Origin of the sequence: Kosakonia sp. (assembly GCF_032104925.1) — a bacterium.
GTDB lineage: Bacteria > Pseudomonadota > Gammaproteobacteria > Enterobacterales > Enterobacteriaceae > Kosakonia.
Genome location: NZ_DAMCGF010000017.1, coordinates 37,000 through 55,248, shown reverse-complemented (window position 1 = coordinate 55,248; position 18,249 = coordinate 37,000). Strand labels below are relative to the sequence as shown.

General features: G+C 54.1%; 13 protein-coding genes. 9 read left to right on the top strand and 4 right to left on the bottom strand.

Going from position 1 to position 18,249, the window contains the following annotated elements:
• Positions 1-21 precede the first annotated feature (21 nt).
• Together gudD and RT644_RS22375 are read left to right on the top strand one after the other, a co-directional pair.
• Positions 22-1,362: a glucarate dehydratase gene (gudD, locus tag RT644_RS22380; protein ID WP_160271143.1), complete on the top strand. Its 1,341-nt coding sequence runs from the start codon at positions 22-24 to the stop codon at positions 1,360-1,362.
• A gap of 87 nt (positions 1,363-1,449) precedes the next feature.
• Entirely contained in the window at positions 1,450-2,589 is a 1,140-nt protein-coding gene (locus tag RT644_RS22375; RefSeq protein WP_313628170.1) for a glycerate kinase, read from the top strand.
• 159 nt (positions 2,590-2,748) lie between these two features.
• On the opposite strand, the gene barA is transcribed toward RT644_RS22375, so the two are convergent.
• Positions 2,749-5,517 (bottom strand): two-component sensor histidine kinase BarA, encoded by a 2,769-nt coding sequence (gene barA / locus RT644_RS22370; RefSeq protein ID WP_313628168.1) that lies wholly within the window; start codon positions 5,515-5,517, stop codon positions 2,749-2,751.
• Positions 5,518-5,574: 57 nt separating this feature from the next.
• Between barA and rlmD the strand changes: the two genes are divergently transcribed.
• The 5 genes from rlmD (at position 5,575) to eno (ending at position 13,392) form a co-directional block, all read left to right on the top strand.
• Entirely contained in the window at positions 5,575-6,876 is a 1,302-nt protein-coding gene (rlmD, locus tag RT644_RS22365; protein ID WP_313628166.1) for a 23S rRNA (uracil(1939)-C(5))-methyltransferase RlmD, read from the top strand.
• A 52-nt stretch (positions 6,877-6,928) separates the two neighbouring features.
• On the top strand, positions 6,929-9,166 hold the full coding sequence (gene relA / locus RT644_RS22360) for a GTP diphosphokinase (RefSeq protein ID WP_017458746.1): 2,238 nt from the start codon (positions 6,929-6,931) through the stop codon (positions 9,164-9,166).
• 64 nt (positions 9,167-9,230) lie between these two features.
• On the top strand, positions 9,231-10,022 hold the full coding sequence (gene mazG, locus RT644_RS22355) for a nucleoside triphosphate pyrophosphohydrolase (RefSeq protein WP_045513302.1): 792 nt from the start codon (positions 9,231-9,233) through the stop codon (positions 10,020-10,022).
• Positions 10,023-10,374: 352 nt separating this feature from the next.
• Positions 10,375-12,012, top strand: a complete 1,638-nt coding sequence (pyrG, locus tag RT644_RS22350; RefSeq protein WP_017458748.1) for a glutamine hydrolyzing CTP synthase — start codon at positions 10,375-10,377, stop codon at positions 12,010-12,012.
• 81 nt (positions 12,013-12,093) lie between these two features.
• A complete protein-coding gene (gene eno / locus RT644_RS22345) occupies positions 12,094-13,392 on the top strand; it encodes a phosphopyruvate hydratase (RefSeq protein ID WP_045513298.1) in 1,299 nt (432 codons plus the stop codon).
• Positions 13,393-13,455: 63 nt separating this feature from the next.
• Here eno and RT644_RS22340 read toward each other — a convergent pair whose 3' ends face one another.
• Together RT644_RS22340 and RT644_RS22335 are read right to left on the bottom strand one after the other, a co-directional pair.
• On the bottom strand, positions 13,456-14,565 hold the full coding sequence (locus RT644_RS22340) for an SDR family oxidoreductase (RefSeq protein ID WP_097406364.1): 1,110 nt from the start codon (positions 14,563-14,565) through the stop codon (positions 13,456-13,458).
• Positions 14,566-14,864: 299 nt separating this feature from the next.
• Complete coding sequence (locus RT644_RS22335) at positions 14,865-15,803, bottom strand: TPM domain-containing protein (protein ID WP_313628162.1); 939 nt, start codon at positions 15,801-15,803, stop codon at positions 14,865-14,867.
• 198 nt (positions 15,804-16,001) lie between these two features.
• Between RT644_RS22335 and queE the strand changes: the two genes are divergently transcribed.
• Entirely contained in the window at positions 16,002-16,673 is a 672-nt protein-coding gene (gene queE, locus RT644_RS22330; protein ID WP_045513290.1) for a 7-carboxy-7-deazaguanine synthase QueE, read from the top strand.
• 214 nt (positions 16,674-16,887) lie between these two features.
• Complete coding sequence (locus RT644_RS22325) at positions 16,888-17,673, top strand: SDR family oxidoreductase (RefSeq protein WP_045513288.1); 786 nt, start codon at positions 16,888-16,890, stop codon at positions 17,671-17,673.
• 98 nt (positions 17,674-17,771) lie between these two features.
• On the opposite strand, the gene queD is transcribed toward RT644_RS22325, so the two are convergent.
• On the bottom strand, positions 17,772-18,134 hold the full coding sequence (gene queD / locus RT644_RS22320) for a 6-carboxytetrahydropterin synthase QueD (RefSeq protein ID WP_017458754.1): 363 nt from the start codon (positions 18,132-18,134) through the stop codon (positions 17,772-17,774).
• Positions 18,135-18,249 lie beyond the last annotated feature (115 nt).

The following is an 18,249-nucleotide window of genomic DNA, read 5'->3' as shown; positions in this document are numbered from 1 at the left end:
AGACCAAAAGGATTAAAAAAAATGAGCACATACAGTTCGACACCCGTTGTCTCCTCCATGCAGGTTATCCCGGTTGCGGGCCACGACAGCATGTTGATGAACCTGAGCGGCGCGCACGCCCCGTTCTTCACCCGCAATATCGTGGTGATTAAAGACAACGCCGGCCACACCGGTGTGGGGGAAATCCCCGGCGGCGAGAAAATCCGTCAAACGCTGGAAGACGCTATTCCGCTGGTGGTCGGTAAGACGCTGGGTGAGTACAAAAATATCCTCAACACCGTGCGCAATAACTTTGCCGACCGCGACGCCGGTGGCCGTGGCCTGCAAACTTTCGATCTGCGTACTACGATCCACGTGGTGACCGGCATTGAAGCGGCGATGCTTGATCTGCTCGGTCAGCACCTCGGTGTGAACGTCGCTTCCCTGCTTGGCGAGGGCCAGCAGCGCAGCGAAGTAGAGATGCTCGGTTACCTGTTCTTCGTTGGCGACAGCAAAAAAACGCCGCTGCCGTACCAGAGCCAGCCGGATGACAAGTGCGACTGGTATCGCGTGCGTCACGAAGAGGCGATGACGCCGGATCGCGTAGTGCGTCTGGCAGAAGCCGCGTATGAGAAATATGGTTTTAACGATTTCAAACTGAAAGGCGGCGTGCTGGCGGGAATGGAAGAAGCCGAAGCGATTTCCGCGCTGGCAAAACGCTTCCCGCAGGCGCGCGTCACGCTCGATCCGAACGGTGCCTGGTCGCTGGATGAAGCGATAAAAATTGGTAAGCACCTGAAAGGCGTGCTGGCGTACGCAGAAGATCCGTGCGGCGCGGAACAGGGCTTCTCCGGTCGTGAAGTGATGGCGGAGTTCCGCCGCGCGACCGGCCTGCCGACCGCCACCAATATGATCGCCACCGACTGGCGTCAAATGGGCCATACGCTGTCACTGCAATCGGTGGATATCCCGCTGGCTGACCCGCACTTCTGGACCATGCAGGGGTCGGTACGTGTGGCGCAAATGTGCCACGAGTTCGGTCTGACCTGGGGCTCGCACTCGAATAACCACTTTGATATTTCGCTGGCGATGTTCACCCATGTTGCCGCTGCGGCACCGGGCAATATCACCGCTATCGATACGCACTGGATCTGGCAGGAGGGCAACCAGCGCCTGACTAAACAACCGTTCGAAATTAAAGGCGGGATGGTGCAGGTGCCAAACAAACCGGGTCTTGGCGTAGAGCTGGATATGGACCAGGTGATGAAAGCCAACGAGCTGTATCAAAAACATGGCCTCGGCGCGCGTGACGATGCAATGGGAATGCAATACCTGATCCCGAACTGGAAATTTGATAACAAACGTCCGTGCATGGTGCGTTGATGAAATTGCCAGTCCTTGCGGGGGCTGGCATTTCCTCATCTTTGCTGGGTGTATGCTTAAAGCCGTGAATATGCGTAAGGATGGCTTATGAAAATTGTGATCGCACCAGACTCTTACAAAGAAAGTTTAAGTGCCCTGGATGTGGCGACCGCGATTGAGAGCGGTTTTCGTGAAATTTTCCCCACGGCGGAATACGTCAAAATACCGGTGGCGGACGGTGGCGAAGGGACGGTTGAAGCCATGGTCGCCGCTACCGACGGGCGTATCGTTAAGGTTGCGGTAAAAGGCCCGCTCGGCGAGCAGGCTGAAGGGTTCTACGGGATTTCTGGCGACGAGCAATCCGCTTTTATCGAAATGGCCGCCGCCAGCGGGCTGGAAATGGTACCCCCGGCCAAACGCGACCCGCTCATCACCACGTCGTGGGGCACCGGCGAGTTGATTCGCCATGCGCTGGACGCGGGCGTTAAACATATCATCATTGGCATTGGCGGCAGTGCGACCAATGACGGTGGTGCTGGCATGGTGCAGGCGCTGGGCGCAAAGCTGCTGGATGAGAATGGCCAGCAGATTGCGCTGGGTGGTGCGGCGCTGGAAACGCTGGCGCGAATTGATACCGCGCAACTGGATAAACGCCTTGCCGAGTGCCGTATCGAAGTGGCCTGCGATGTGACCAATCCACTCACCGGAAAAGAGGGCGCGTCGGCGGTGTTTGGCCCGCAGAAAGGGGCGACGTCGAAGATGATCGACAGGCTCGATAAAGCGCTCGGGCATTATGCGCGGATCATTGCCCGCGACCTGGATTTGGACGTGCTGCACCTGGCGGGCGGCGGCGCGGCAGGGGGGATGGGTGCCGCGCTGTATGCGTTTTGCGGCGCAGAGTTGCGCCAGGGTATCGAGATTGTCACCGATGCGCTGGCGCTGGATGAGTACGTGATTGGCGCTGACCTGGTGATCACCGGCGAAGGGCGTATCGATAGCCAGACGGTGCACGGCAAAGTGCCGGTGGGCGTGGCGAAAGTGGCGAAGCGCCATAATATTCCGGTGATCGGCATTGCCGGCAGCCTGACCGCCGATGTTGGCGTGGTACACCATCACGGTATCGATGCGGTGTTCAGTGTGATCTACAAGGTCTGTTCGCTGGAAGACGCGCTGGAAAATGCCGGCGAAAATGTCCGCATGACCGCGCGCAACGTGGCGGCAGTGCTGAAAGCAGGGCAGAAGCTGTAACGCAAACCGCCCGGTAGCATGCAGGCTTACCGGGCTTGTATCAGCGCATCCTCACTGGCCTGGCGCTGGTACGCTGAGTGGATAATCAATGCGTTGGTTATCCACTTGCGGATACACAACGTGTCCAACCTCAACTCCCGCTAATGGTTATGCGGCAGGTTACCCCAGCAATTTATGTGCTTCGCGGGTGACGTTATCCATCTCATCGAGCAATTCCAGAAACTCCGGTTCCAGCTCTTCGGCCGCAACGCCGCTGCGTAGCTGCTGTTCAATCAGCTGGCAGAGGTTTTTCAGCCGCGGTACGCCGCTGTAACCGCAACTGCCGTGTAACTTATGGATCCCTTCAGAAAGCCCTTGCGGCGCTTCGCCAACCAGCTGTTCTTCCACCATATTGCGGATCTCCGGCAGGAACTCGACCAGCATATGCAGCATCTCGCGCGCCAGATCCGATTTCCCGGCAGCCTGGCGCAGCGCCAGTTGCCAGTCGAGCGTGGTGTCGGCGTCAACTACGATGTCCGCCGGTGCTACTGCCTGTTCCGGTGGCATCAGCCAACTGCCGATATCCGGGCCGGGCTTATAACGGCGCAGCAGGCTGCGCAGCTTATCTTCTTCAATGGGCTTTGCCAGATAATCGTTCATCCCGGCGCTGAGCAGTTTCTCTTTTTGTCCGGCCATCGCATGGGCCGTAACGGCGATGACCGGCGTTTGCTGCTGGTGTGGCAACTGGCGAATCAGCTCGCAGGCGCGAATGCCATCCATGTCCGGCATCTGAATATCCATCAGGATCAGATCGAACTGTAGCTGGCGGGCGCGCTCAATGGCCTGTATACCGCTTTCACACAGCTCGACATGCTGCACCTGATCTTCCAGCAACGCGCCGATGAGTTTCAGGTTGGCCGGGTTATCGTCCACCGCCATTACCGTCATCGGCAGTTTTGTTTCATCTACCGGCTGAGCCTGCGTGAGCCGGGTCGCACGGCAATATTCTGTGAGCGCGGGCAGCAGGCGGGTGGTGGTCAGCGGTTTCAGCAGACAGGCCGCCGCGCCATCTTGCTTCAGCTCCTCGGCGTTTACCTGCGCATGGCAAGGCAGCGCTAACAGCAGGTAGTCGGTCATGGCGGCGGCCCGTGCGAGGCGGTCGTGCTGCATGTTGAGCGGCTCACGCACCGTCACCGGAATCGCCATCAGCAGAATGTCGTAATGCGCCTGCGGCAGCGCCGAGAACGACGGGCTGTAAATCACCTCCAGCGGCGTTTCGTGCAACACGTCCAGCGTGCTTTGCGCGGCTGTCGCATTGGGCTCGACATAGGCAAGGCGTTTGCCCGCCAGACAGCCTGTGGCAGGCGCTTCGCTGATGGCATTTGGATTGAGATCGAGATTAATGTGGAACCAGAAGGTGGATCCGCGATTCGGCTGGCTATGGAAGGAGATATCGCCGCCCATTTCATTGACCAGCCTTTGGGTTATCACCAGCCCCAGGCCGGTGCCGCCGTGGCGGCGAGAGATGCTGGCATCGGCCTGACGAAACGCCTGGAACAACCGCGACTGATCGCGCTCGGGGATGCCGATGCCGGTATCGCGGATCTGCATCTCAACCTGCACTTTGTTGTTACTGATGGCGCGCTTCTCAACCACAATGTCGATATTGCCATGTTCGGTGAATTTGATGGCGTTACCGACAAGATTGGTGATCACCTGTTGCAGACGCAGCGGGTCACCAATTACGTTATCCGGCACATCGTTTTTGATATTCAGCGTCAGTTCCAGCCCCTTGTCGTGCGCCGAGTGTGCCAGCAGGATGACGACCTCATCGAGCGTATTACGCAGCGGGAACGGGATGCTTTCCAGAATTAACTTGCCCGCCTCCAGCTTGGAGAAATCCAGCACGTCGTTAATGATCGCCAGCAGGTTGTTCGCCGAACGTTCAATCGTCAGCAGGTGATCGCGCTGCGTGGGGTTAAGCTCAGATTTCAGTGTCAGGCGGGTAAAGCCAATCACGCCGTTCAGTGGCGTGCGCAGCTCATGGGACATATTGGCGAGGAACTCAGATTTGATGCGCGCCGCTTCCTGGGCGCGTTTTTTCGCCAGATCCAACTCGACGTTCTGGATCTCCATCTGCTCCAGCGTTTCGCGCAGATCGGAAGTGGACTGGTCAATGTTGTGCTGCATCTCTTCGTGGTAGGCCGCCAGCGACATCGCCATTGAGTTGATGCCGTTTTTCAACATATCCAGCTCGCCGAGCATAAAACCTTCCACGCGGCTGTCGAGCTGCCCGCGACGAATGCGATCAACGGTGTTGACCATATTACGGATCGGGCTGGTTACGTCGCGCATTAAGCGCCAGCCGAAAATCAGCGCAATGCCTATACAGAACAAAATCATCAGGCTGGAGATAAAAATCTCTTTGTACTGCTGCAAACGAACCGATTTGAGATCCAGCTCCAGCGCCACATAGCCGAGCATGTTGCCGGTAATTTTATCCGCTGGTAGCGCGGTGTTGGTTTGCGTAAATCCTTCGGAAAGAATGGGCGTGCGCAGGATCATCACATCGCCGCGCCGGGAGACGCTGAGCCTGCGCGGAAAAGGTTGCCCTTCCGACAGCCGGAGATTATCGCCATCAAGCTGGAAATTAGAGGAAACGAATACGTTATTCTGCCCATCGTAAATGGAAATTGCCCGCACAATATCGGAATGGCGGCGATGCAAAACGCTCACCAGTTGGCCTATCGCATCTTTGTCCTGCAACGTCATGCTGTATTCGCTCGAGACCGCCAGCGGCTCAATGATGCTGGTACCGGCGTCTTCCAGTTGACGCTGCAAATCGTTATAGCGGTGAACGACAAAGAAGATGCTGAGCAGCACACCGATAAGCACGGTGGGCGCCAGAATCAGGATCATCATGCGTGCGCGCAAGCTGTAGTTGGTCATGGAGTTCCGTTATGGGAGAATTAGGCCATTAATCTGTAAATGAGATAAATCCCTGCAATGGCGCAATTCTACTCTGCAAAACGACGTATGACGACTAGTCAAAAAGTAACCGTAACCGTAACTGATCTTGATCCCTTTGGGCAGGGGGTTGCGCGCCATAACGGGAAAGCGCTGTTCATCCCCGGGCTGTTACCTGGCGAAACGGCGGACATTGTACTGAAAGAGGAGAAGCGGCAGTTTTCACGCGGTGAGGTGAAACGTCGCCTGAATGATAGCGACGAGCGCGTTACGCCGCTGTGCCCGCATTTTGGCGTCTGCGGTGGCTGCCAGCAGCAGCATGCCAGTATTGCCCTGCAACAGCGCAGCAAAAGTGCGGCGCTGGCGCGTTTGATGAAACGGGACGTCGATGAAGTGATTGCAGGCGAACCCTGGGGCTATCGCCGCCGCGCGCGGCTCAGCCTGAGCTGGCAGCCCAAAAGCCAGTGTCTGGAGATGGGTTTTCGCAAAGCGGGCGGCAACGACATTATTAATGTCACCCGCTGCCCGGTGTTGGTGCCCCGTCTTGAGGCATTACTGGCGCCGCTGCGTGAATGCCTGAGCGGGTTGCAGGCCGTGCGTCAGCTTGGACATGTTGAGCTGGTGGAAGCCGATAATGGCCCATTAATGGTTTTGCGTCACACTGTTGCATTAAGTGCAACAGACAGAGAAAAACTGGAACAGTTTTCGCATTCTCAGGAACTCTCGCTGTATCTCGCGCCACAAAGCGAGATACTGGAACAGGTTAGCGGAGAATCTCCCTGGTACAGCTCGGACGGGCTACGCTTAACGTTCAGCCCGCGGGACTTTATTCAGGTCAACGATGGTGTTAACCAGCAGATGGTGGCGCGAGCGCTGGAGTGGCTTGATGTGCAGCCCGGCGACCGGGTGCTGGATCTGTTCTGCGGCATGGGCAATTTCACGCTACCGCTGGCGAAACGCGCGGCCAGCGTGGTCGGTGTGGAGGGCGTCGCCGATTTGGTGGCGAAAGCACAGGATAACGCGCAACAGAATGGCTTGCAGAATGTGACATTCTTTCATGAAAATCTGGAGGAAGATGTCACGAAACAGCCCTGGGCAAGCCGTGGATTTGACAAGGTTTTACTCGACCCGGCACGCGCAGGCGCTGCCGGAGTGATGAAACATATTCTAAAATTGTCGCCGGGCAGAGTGGTGTACGTTTCCTGTAACCCCGCCACCCTTGCCCGCGACAGTGAAGCGCTATTGGATGCGGGTTACCAGATCCAGCGGCTGGCGATGCTGGACATGTTCCCGCACACTGGCCACCTGGAATCGATGGTGTTGTTTGTGAATCACAAATGATTAATTTCGGCTTGTCGAGTTCGGCAGGCCCGGTCCCTGAAAGGAGAGGACAATGGTTGCGGTACGCAGTGCGCATTTGAACAAAGCGGGTGAATTCGATCCGGCCAAATGGATCGCGAGTCTGGGCATCACCAGTCAGCCGTCGTGTGAACGCTTAACCGAAACCTGGGCATATTGTCTGCGACAAACACAGGGACATCCGAACGCGGAATTACTGCTGTGGCGCGGCGTCGAGATGGTGGAGATCCTCTCCATGCTGAGCATGGATACCGACACGCTGCGCGCGGCGCTGCTGTTCCCGCTGGCCGATGCGGAAGTGGTCAGCGAAGAGGTGCTGCGCGAAAGCGTCGGCACGTCGGTGGTCAACCTGATCCATGGCGTACGCGATATGGCGGCTATCCGCCAGCTGAAAGCCACCCACACCGATTCCGTCTCCTCCGAACAAGTCGATAACGTTCGTCGTATGCTGCTGGCGATGGTGGATGATTTCCGCTGCGTAGTTATCAAGCTGGCGGAACGTATCGCCCATCTGCGCGAAGTGAAAGATGCGCCGGAAGATGAGCGCGTACTGGCGGCGAAAGAGTGTACTAATATCTACGCCCCGCTGGCGAACCGGCTGGGCATCGGGCAGCTCAAATGGGAACTGGAAGATTACTGCTTCCGTTATCTGCATCCGGCGGAGTACAAACGCATCGCCAAGCTGCTGCACGAACGCCGTATCGATCGCGAACACTACATCGACGAATTTGTCGGGCATTTGCGTGCCGAAATGAAGACCGAAGGCGTCAAAGCGGAAGTGTATGGCCGCCCGAAACACATCTACAGCATCTGGCGCAAAATGCAGAAAAAACACCTCGCCTTTGATGAGCTGTTTGATGTGCGCGCCGTGCGTATCGTCGCCGAGCGTTTACAGGACTGCTACGCTGCGCTCGGGATTGTCCACACCCATTACCGCCATCTGCCGGATGAGTTTGACGACTATGTTGCTAACCCAAAGCCGAATGGTTACCAGTCTATCCACACGGTAGTGCTTGGGCCGGGCGGGAAAACCGTTGAAATCCAGATTCGTACCCGGCAGATGCATGAAGATGCAGAGCTTGGCGTCGCTGCGCACTGGAAGTACAAAGAGGGCACCGCTACCGTTGGCGGTCCGCGTTCGGCGCACGAAGACCGCATTGCATGGCTGCGTAAACTGATCGCCTGGCAGGAAGAGATGGCCGATTCCGGCGAGATGCTCGACGAAGTTCGCAGCCAGGTGTTCGACGACCGTGTGTATGTCTTTACCCCGAAAGGCGATGTGGTGGACTTGCCTGCAGGTTCGACGCCGCTGGATTTTGCTTACCATATTCACAGCGATGTCGGGCACCGTTGCATCGGCGCGAAGATCGGCGGGCGCATCGTACCGTTCACTTACCAATTGCAGATGGGCGATCAGATCGAAATTATCACCCAGAAGCAACCGAACCCAAGTCGCGACTGGCTGAACCCGAACCTGGGCTATGTGACCACCAGCCGTGGACGCTCGAAGATCCACGCCTGGTTCCGCAAACAGGATCGCGACAAAAATATTCTTGCGGGGCGTCAGATCCTCGACGACGAACTGGCGCATCTTGGTATCAGCCTGAAAGAGGCGGAAAAATTCCTGCTGCCGCGCTACAACTTTAACGAACTGGACGAGTTGCTGGCGGCGATTGGCGGTGGGGATATCCGTCTCAATCAGATGGTGAATTTCCTGCAGTCGCAGTTCAATAAACCGAGTGCTGAGGAGCAGGACGCCGCCGCGCTGAAGCAGCTGCAACAGAAAACGTATACGCCGCAAAGCCGCAGCAAAGACAATGGCCGCGTCGTTGTCGAAGGCGTAGGCAATCTGATGCACCATATTGCGCGTTGCTGCCAGCCGATCCCGGGTGACGAAATCGTCGGGTTTATTACTCAGGGGCGCGGGATCTCTATTCACCGCGCCGACTGCGATCAACTGGAAGAGCTGCGTAACGTGGCGCCGGAACGTATCGTTGATGCCGTCTGGGGCGAAAGCTACTCGGCGGGTTACTCGCTGGTGGTGCGCGTCACGGCGAACGACCGTAGCGGTCTGCTGCGCGACATCACCACAATTCTCGCCAATGAGAAGGTGAACGTGCTCGGCGTCGCCAGTCGCAGCGACACCAAAGAACAGCTGGCCACCATCGATATGAATATCGAAATCTACAACCTGCAAGTGCTGGGCCGCGTGCTCGGCAAACTCAACCAGGTGCCGGACGTCATCGACGCTCGCCGCCTGCATGGTGGCTGATTTTCTCCTCATCCGAGCCTCGCCTTGATGGGCGAGGCTTAACACTTATTACCAGGAATTTCTCATGACTCAAATCGATCGTCTGCTCGGGATTATGCAACGCCTGCGCGACCCGGAAAACGGCTGCCCGTGGGACAAAGAGCAGACTTACGCCACCATTGCGCCTTACACGCTGGAAGAGACGTACGAAGTGCTGGACGCTATTTCGCGCGAAGATTTTGACGACTTACGCGGTGAGCTCGGTGACCTGCTGTTCCAGGTGGTTTTTTATGCGCAGATGGCGCAGGAAGAAGGGCGTTTCGATTTCAACGACATTTGCGCCGCTATCAGCGACAAACTGGAGCGTCGTCACCCACATATTTTCGGTGATGCACATGCGGGAAACAGCACGGAAGTGCTGGCGCGTTGGGAGCAAATTAAAAGCGAAGAGCGTGCAGAGAAATCTCAGCACTCAGCGCTGGACGACATTCCCCACAGCCTGCCTGCGCTGATGCGCGCGCACAAAATCCAGAAACGCTGCTCGACCGTCGGCTTTGACTGGACGTCGCTTGGCCCGGTGCTCGATAAAGTGTACGAAGAGATCGACGAAGTCATGGACGAAGCCAAACAAGCGGTGGTTGATGAAGCGAAACTGGAGGAGGAAGTCGGCGATTTGCTCTTCGCGACCGTCAACCTTTCGCGTCATCTTGGCGTCAAAGCGGAAGTGGCGTTGCAAAAAGCCAACCTGAAATTTGAGCGGCGTTTTCGCGAAGTTGAGCGTATTGTGCGCGAACGCGGTCTGGAAATGACCGGTGTAGATCTGGAAACAATGGAAAATGTCTGGCAACAGGTAAAACGGCAGGAACATGATCTTTAAAGCATTTGTTCCAGTAAGCGCGATTTGTGTGATTTTTTAAATAACAAGCGCTTGATTTGCGTCAAAAACATTTACCCAAAAGTGGCTATTTTCACACTCCTTAAGTTTGTTGAAATGCCTTGAGAATCGCCTCTTCGAGTAATTCGGGTCGCAGCAAGGCGGCAACCGAGCGAATCTTCAGACGCAGCGAAACGCGCCGCGTCTGGGGTGAGTGACAGAAGCCAATGCAGATGCGGCCTGAAGAACAGAGGAGAGGGGCAATGAAAGTTTGTGGCGTAGACCATGATCGGGTATACTGCTTTCCCGTCCTGGTTATTCCATCGTCTTTTAAACCTAACTTCTCAGGTTCAGCATGACAACGAACTATATTTTTGTGACCGGCGGGGTCGTATCCTCTCTGGGTAAAGGCATTGCCGCAGCCTCCCTGGCAGCCATTCTTGAAGCCCGTGGCCTCAACGTCACCATGATGAAATTGGATCCGTACATTAACGTCGATCCAGGGACTATGAGTCCAATCCAGCATGGTGAAGTGTTCGTTACCGAAGACGGCGCTGAAACCGATCTGGATTTGGGTCACTACGAGCGTTTTATCCGCACCAAAATGACCCGTCGCAACAACTTCACCACTGGTCGTATCTACTCCGAGGTTTTGCGTAAAGAGCGTCGTGGCGACTATCTGGGTGCAACCGTACAGGTTATTCCGCACATCACTAACGCGATTAAAGAGCGCATTATTGCCGGTGGCGAAGGCCATGACGTTGCGCTGGTAGAAATCGGCGGTACGGTGGGTGACATCGAATCCCTGCCGTTCCTTGAAGCTATCCGTCAGATGGCGGTAGAAGTGGGCCGCGAGCGCACTCTCTACATGCACCTGACGTTGGTGCCTTATATGGCGGCTTCCGGTGAGGTGAAAACCAAGCCGACGCAGCACTCTGTTAAAGAGCTGCTCTCTATCGGTATTCAGCCAGATATTCTGATTTGCCGTTCCGATCGCGCGGTTCCTGCTAATGAACGCGCAAAAATTGCTTTGTTCTGTAACGTTCCAGAAAAAGCTGTGATTTCTCTGAAAGACGTCGATTCCATTTATAAAATCCCGGGCCTGTTGAAATCCCAGGGGCTGGACGATTATATTTGTAAACGATTCAGCTTGAACTGTCCGGAAGCAAACCTGGCCGAATGGGAACAGGTTATTTACGAAGAAGCGAATCCGTCAGGCGAAGTCACCATTGGTATGGTCGGTAAGTACATTGAACTTCCGGACGCATATAAATCGGTTATTGAAGCACTGAAACACGGTGGCCTGAAAAACCGCGTAACCGTCAACATCAAGCTGATTGACTCGCAGGATGTTGAAACGCGTGGCGTAGAGATCCTGAAAGGTCTTGATGCCATTCTTATCCCTGGCGGCTTCGGCTACCGCGGTGTGGAAGGCAAGATCGCCACCGCACGCTATGCGCGTGAAAACAATATTCCTTACCTGGGTATTTGCCTGGGTATGCAGGTTGCGTTGATTGAATTTGCTCGTAACGTAGTCGGAATGGAGAACGCCAACTCCACGGAATTTGTGCCAGACTGTAAATACCCGGTTGTGGCGCTTATTACCGAATGGCGTGACGAAGACGGCAACGTTGAGCAGCGTTCGGAGAAGAGCGATCTCGGTGGCACCATGCGCCTCGGCGCACAGCAGTGCCAGCTTGGTGATGACAGCCTGGTTCGCCAGCTGTATGGCGCGCCAACCATTATTGAACGCCATCGCCATCGTTACGAAGTCAACAACATGCTGTTGAAACAAATCGAAGCTGCGGGTCTGCGTGTTGCGGGCCGTTCCGGGGATGATCAGTTGGTCGAGATCATCGAAGTGCCGAATCATCCGTGGTTCGTTGCTTGTCAGTTCCACCCGGAATTTACTTCTACGCCGCGTGATGGACATCCGCTGTTTGCCGGTTTTGTGAAAGCCGCCAGCGAGTATCAGAAGCGCCAGGCGAAGTAAAAAAGTTACAACAGCAACGCGTACCATCGGTACGCGTTGTTTGTCTGGAGTTTTAGTTTAACTTGTACTGAGGAAAACCTAATGTCCAAAATCGTTAAAGTCATCGGTCGTGAAATCATCGACTCCCGTGGTAACCCGACTGTTGAAGCCGAAGTACACCTGGAAGGTGGTTTCGTAGGTCTGGCTGCTGCGCCGTCAGGTGCTTCCACTGGTTCCCGCGAAGCGCTGGAACTGCGCGATGGCGACAAATCCCGCTTCATGGGTAAAGGCGTACTGAAAGCGGTTGGCGCGGTTAACGGCCCGATCGCTCAGGCAATCCTGGGTAAAGACGCGAAAGACCAGGCCGGCATCGACAAAATCATGATCGATCTGGATGGTACCGAAAACAAATCCAACTTCGGCGCGAACGCAATCCTGGCTGTTTCTCTGGCTACCGCTAAAGCTGCTGCTGCTTCTAAAGGCCTGCCGCTGTACGCACACATCGCTGAACTGAACGGCACCCCGGGTAAATACTCCATGCCGGTTCCGATGATGAACATCATCAACGGTGGTGAGCACGCTGATAACAACGTCGACATTCAGGAATTCATGATTCAGCCAGTTGGCGCGAAAACCCTGAAAGAAGCTGTACGTATGGGTTCTGAAGTGTTCCATAACCTGGCGAAAGTACTGAAATCCAAAGGCATGAACACCGCTGTGGGTGACGAAGGTGGCTACGCGCCGAACCTGGGTTCCAACGCAGAAGCACTGGCTGTTATCGCTGAAGCGGTTAAAGCTGCGGGCTACGAGCTGGGCAAAGACATCACTCTGGCGATGGACTGTGCAGCATCTGAGTTCTACAAAGACGGTAAATACGTTCTGGCTGGCGAAGGCAACAAAGCGTTCACCTCTGAAGAGTTCACTCACTTCCTGGAAGATCTGACCAAACAGTATCCGATCGTTTCCATCGAAGATGGACTGGACGAATCTGACTGGACTGGCTTTGCTTACCAGACCAAAGTGCTGGGCGACAAAATCCAGCTGGTTGGCGACGACCTGTTCGTAACCAACACCAAGATCCTGAAAGAAGGCATCGAAAAAGGCATCGTTAACTCCATCCTGATCAAATTCAACCAGATCGGTTCTCTGACCGAAACGCTGGCTGCGATCAAAATGGCGAAAGACGCTGGCTACACCGCTGTCATCTCTCACCGTTCTGGCGAAACTGAAGACGCGACCATCGCTGACCTGGCTGTTGGTACCGCTGCAGGCCAGATCAAAACTGGTTCTATGAGCCGCTCTGACCGCGTTGCTAAATACAACCAGCTGATTCGTATCGAAGAAGCGCTGGGTGAACAAGCGCCGTTCAACGGTCGTAAAGAGATCAAAGGCCAGGCGTAATCGCTAAGCGTTGATCAAATAAAAATGCCAGTCAGTTGACTGGCATTTTTTTTGGGCTTTTGACTACTTAAAGTCGACTTCCATCTGCTGCGGAATCGTCAGGCCGCGCGTTGTCTGCACGCAGCGGGCGATATAATCGGTAAAGCGTGGCGGCTTCGGCATACCCATGCTGAGCAGCTTGTCATTGCTGAAACGCACGTTAAGCGTGGCAAACGCTCCGTAAAGACGCATCGCTTTCAACATCAGGCGCTCGTTGCACGGCCCGAAGATATCCTTCAGCTCGCGGCGCATTTTCACCAGCGTTTCATAGCTCACCTGCGCGTATTTATCGCCAACCGGGGCTTTTTCCAGTGCCTTCGCCATTGCCCGGTCGATATCGGCAAAGCGGACGCTATTCTCTTCCCCGGCCGAGATATGCACCACTTCACCCTGTGCAATCTCTCCGCTAAGCAGCATCAGCAGCGCGTCGGCGCAGTAATCCACCGGGATCACATCCACGCGATCTTCCAGTGAACACATAAATTTTTGCAGCATCAGCCCCATGCTGAACACCCAGAAGATACTGGTAGACGGGGTGCAGCCATGGCTGGTATGGCCGACAACAATCGACGGACGTGCGATCACCAGCGGCAACTGCGGGCACTCTTTGCGCATCAGTTGTTCGATAGTGGATTTGGAGTGCGTGTAGGTCACCAGATGCTCGGCATTCTCGCGAAACTCGCTGCTTTCCGGTACCAGTGAATCCGGCTCCGGGGTGCATGACATCGCGGTGCCCACGTGCAGAAAACGCTGTAACCCGGCAACTTGCGACATCCGGCGTGCAAATGTCAGCGTGCCTTCCACGTTGACTTTCCAGACCAGCGGATTATTACCAAAAGAGGCCACCGCTGCGCAGTTCAGTACGTGGGTGACATTTTCCAGCCGTGGATCGGTAATAAAACCTTCTGGTTCGCCCAAATCACCGAGCAGGATCTGCGACGTTGAAAGTGAGTTCAGTACCTCATCACTGAGGTTGAACTTGCGCATATTGCTTTTAACGCGCGCAAGCCCGGCTTCGTTATCTTCGGCACGAACCAGCAGCAATAAATTCATTGGTAGATTGTCGTGAAGAATTTTTTCTAATACCGCCCCGCCAAGAAACCCAGTGACACCCGTAATCAATAATGTATTCATCAACGCTTTCTCATCATGGTTGTTCTGGCGGATTGTAGGCACAGAAAGCTAAACGCCATATCAATAAAATGGCGTACAAAAACGGGGTTTCTTAAGCTGGTTTTAAGGAAGAAAACACAGGGGATTTGTCTACGACAACCAATAAAATAAAAAGATTCCTTCACGCTGTGTTAAATATTTATATCGATGATATTTAATGGATTATTTTTATTTTGTTAGCCTGCAAATTATTTATAAATTCAATTCAAAATGTAAAATAAATAATATCTGGTTACACCATTTCTTTTGCGCTTTATGGCTCACCAGTTTCCCGAAGCGCCGCCGCCGTCACTCGAACCGCCACCACCACTGGAACTGTCGCTACTGCTATGGCTGGAACTCTCGCTGCTGGTATAAGTGGTTGTGTCGGTGCTGGTCTCGCCTCCACGCGAATAAGTAAGTTGCCTGCTCTCACGATATTTTTGCCGGCCTGCGACGGTAAGCCGCTGCGGGTAAATTAACCATACGCACAAAATCATCAGTAAAATAAAGGCGGGCACGGCAGCGCAGAATATCGTAAAAGGCAGCAGCAAAGGGTGTTGTTCACTGTAAGCGAACAAAATCACGGCCAGAGGGCAGGCGATAAGAAACAGTCCTGTCAGCGTGAGGATTTTGCCTTTGACCGTCAGGGCAATGATAACCACCGCCAATATAATTAAACTCTTCCACAGGGAAAACCAGGCAGCCATTTGCTCGAAAAATGACGGGGGTTGAGCTTTGGGCAGTGGCTGGCTGGCAAGCACGGTGCTGATCCCCTCAACGCCGCGCACAATTCCGGTATTCAGGTCATTCTGCCGGAAGGCTGGAATCATATATTCATCAATGATTTGCTTCGCCAGCGCGTTGGTTAACATGCCCTCAAGGCCGCTTCCTACCTCGATACGCACTTTTCTGTCCTGCCAGGCGACCAGCACCATCACGCCATCATTACGCCGGGCATCGCCAGGCCGCCAGCGGTTAAAAACCGCGTTAGCAAAGTGTTCAATGGTTTCGCCATTTGTCGTGGATATCAGCAGTACGGCGGTTTGCGTACCCGTGCGGGCGTTGAGATCGCTCACCTGCTGGATAAGCGCCTTACGCTGCCAGAGGCTTAACTGATTTTCGGGATCGTTAACCACGCCATTCATCGGTGGAACAGGCACAGCCAGCGCCGGAAGGGTAAAACTCAGCACCAGCAACAGGGCCAATATGCGCGCCATTTGCATCATCCTTGCGGGGCAAACCAGAGAAAGAACCGCCATAGGATAGCGGCTGATAGCAGGTAATGACAATTTGCCATAACTGATAGTTTTCATTATCAGCAGGTTAAATAGCCCGCCGTGCGCGGCGCAAATGGCACATGATCCCCTGCGGGTTATCTGCAATAATGGCGTTTTTCCCTGCTAATAAGAGCGACGATGCAGTACCCGATTAACGAGATGTTCCAGACCCTGCAAGGCGAGGGTTACTTCACCGGCGTTCCCGCCATTTTTATTCGTTTACAGGGATGCCCGGTTGGTTGCGCCTGGTGCGATACCAAACACACCTGGGATAAGCTCGCGGATCGGGAGGTTTCGCTGTACAGCATTCTCGCGAAGACCAAAGAGAGCGATAAATGGGGCGCGGCAAGCAGTGAAGATCTACTCGCCATTATCCAGCGCCAGGGCTGGACTGCGCGCCATGTGGTGATTACCGGCGGTGAACCCTGCATTCACGATCTCACCCCGTTGACCACGTTGCTGGAGCACAACGGCTTTAGCTGTCAGATTGAAACCAGCGGCACGCACGACGTTCGCACGTCGCACGCCACCTGGGTCACCGTATCACCGAAAGTAAATATGCGCGGCGGTTATGATGTCCTCCAGCAGGCGCTGGAACGCGCCGATGAGATTAAGCACCCTGTTGGCCGCGTGCGCGATATTGAAGCGCTGGACGAGCTTTTGGCGCAGCTGCACGATGATAAGCAGCGGGTAATCGCCTTGCAGCCGATAAGCCAGAAAGAGGATGCGACACGCTTGTGTATTGAAACCTGTATCGCCCGCAACTGGCGGCTGTCAATGCAGACGCACAAATATCTCAATATTGCTTAATAAAAAACCCGCCGCTGGCGGGTTTTTTATTAATACGCAAGCTAAATATTGATGATTATTCCGAAGTAAATTGTGGTGGTAATTTAAATTTGACCTTTATCAAATGTAACATTGTTTTACTGTGATAGAAGTCATTCGTTGTTTTATCTCTCAAAATAAGTTTGTCTCATTATTATGAGATTTCGCTTTTTCTAAAAGGATTTTGGAACAAGTAATGTCAATAAGATCAATTAATAATTTCTCAATGAGTTTTTTTTCCTTGCAGGGTAAAACTGCGATTGTCACCGGTGGTAATAGTGGGTTAGGGCAGGCATTTTCTGTCGCACTGGCGAAAGCGGGGGCAAATGTTTTTATTCCCGCTATCAGTGCTGACAGTGGGGAAACAGAAGAAGCCATTAAGCAGCAGGGGGCAGAAGCTGAATTCATGGCGATTGATATCACTGAAAAAGATGCGCCAAAAAAAATTATTGCCGCCTGCTGCGAACGTTTTGGTACGGTTGATATCCTGGTAAATAACGCGGGCATCTGCAAAATGAATAATGTCTGGGAGTTTAATCGCACTGATTGGGATCCGATGATTAACGTGAATTTGACGGCCGCCTTTGAATTATGTCATGAAGCGGCAAAAGTGATGGCGAAAAACCTTCGCGGAAAAATTATCAATATTTGTTCGGTGCGTTCATTTTTAGGTCAACAGGGATCTCCCGCCTATTCCGCGACAAAACATGCGCTGGCCGGTTTAACAAAAGCCTATTGCGACGAATTAGCGCAATTTAATATTCAGGTAAACGGTATTGCGCCGGGATATTTCTCCACGGATATCACGCAGATCATTCGTAACGATCGCAAACAATATAAATGGGGAATTGATCACACACCGGCTATGCGCTGGGGAGATACGCAGGATTTAATGGGCGCAGTCATTTTTCTCGCCAGCCGCGCCTCAGATTATGTAAATGGTCATTTACTGGTCGTTGATGGCGGTTATCTGGTGCGTTAAATAGACAGGAGAGGGTGAGCGGAGCAGATAAAGCGTGGGCAAATGTGCTGTCAACCCGCAGGGCTGGCCGGCTCGCAGGTTGACGGTACGAAAGTCGTTTATTCGCCGCGATAAACGCAACCCGCCGTGCAGGTCTCTTTTACCATCACCGCGCTCAGCAGCGGCACCACCGGTTTCATCTGATCCCAAATCCATTTCGCCAGCACTTCGCTGGTGGGGTTTTCCAGCCCTGGGATCTCATTCAAATAGTAGTGATCCAGGCGCTCGTAAAGCGGTTTAAACGCGGCTTTCAGCTCGGCGAAGTCCATAATCCAGCCGGTATAAGGATCCACCTCGCCGGTGATCTCCAGGCGCACCATAAACGAGTGGCCATGCAGACGACCGCATTTGTGCCCCTGCGGGACATGCGGCAGGTGATGCGCGGCTTCGAAAGTGAAATCTTTAAACAACGTGGTCGACATAATGAACTCTCAGGCTTCCCAAAAAAACCGCCGCATGGTAGCGGAAATGACCTTTTTTAGCATTAATTAAAATCACTAAAAGCGGTTACGACAGAAGCCGAACCGCAATACATTC

What these genes read in the sequence shown, in the direction of transcription:
- gudD (WP_160271143.1), top strand. Translation starts at nt 22, where the DNA reads ATGAGCACATACAGTTCGACACCCGTTGTCTCCTCCATGCAGGTTATC.
- mazG (WP_045513302.1), top strand. Translation starts at nt 9,231, where the DNA reads ATGACTCAAATCGATCGTCTGCTCGGGATTATGCAACGCCTGCGCGAC.
- queE (WP_045513290.1), top strand. Translation starts at nt 16,002, where the DNA reads ATGCAGTACCCGATTAACGAGATGTTCCAGACCCTGCAAGGCGAGGGT.
- relA (WP_017458746.1), top strand. Translation starts at nt 6,929, where the DNA reads ATGGTTGCGGTACGCAGTGCGCATTTGAACAAAGCGGGTGAATTCGAT.
- barA (WP_313628168.1), bottom strand. Translation starts at nt 5,517, where the DNA reads ATGACCAACTACAGCTTGCGCGCACGCATGATGATCCTGATTCTGGCG.
- RT644_RS22375 (WP_313628170.1), top strand. Translation starts at nt 1,450, where the DNA reads ATGAAAATTGTGATCGCACCAGACTCTTACAAAGAAAGTTTAAGTGCC.
- RT644_RS22340 (WP_097406364.1), bottom strand. Translation starts at nt 14,565, where the DNA reads ATGAATACATTATTGATTACGGGTGTCACTGGGTTTCTTGGCGGGGCG.
- RT644_RS22325 (WP_045513288.1), top strand. Translation starts at nt 16,888, where the DNA reads ATGTCAATAAGATCAATTAATAATTTCTCAATGAGTTTTTTTTCCTTG.
- pyrG (WP_017458748.1), top strand. Translation starts at nt 10,375, where the DNA reads ATGACAACGAACTATATTTTTGTGACCGGCGGGGTCGTATCCTCTCTG.
- eno (WP_045513298.1), top strand. Translation starts at nt 12,094, where the DNA reads ATGTCCAAAATCGTTAAAGTCATCGGTCGTGAAATCATCGACTCCCGT.
- rlmD (WP_313628166.1), top strand. Translation starts at nt 5,575, where the DNA reads ATGGCGCAATTCTACTCTGCAAAACGACGTATGACGACTAGTCAAAAA.
- queD (WP_017458754.1), bottom strand. Translation starts at nt 18,134, where the DNA reads ATGTCGACCACGTTGTTTAAAGATTTCACTTTCGAAGCCGCGCATCAC.
- RT644_RS22335 (WP_313628162.1), bottom strand. Translation starts at nt 15,803, where the DNA reads ATGGCGCGCATATTGGCCCTGTTGCTGGTGCTGAGTTTTACCCTTCCG.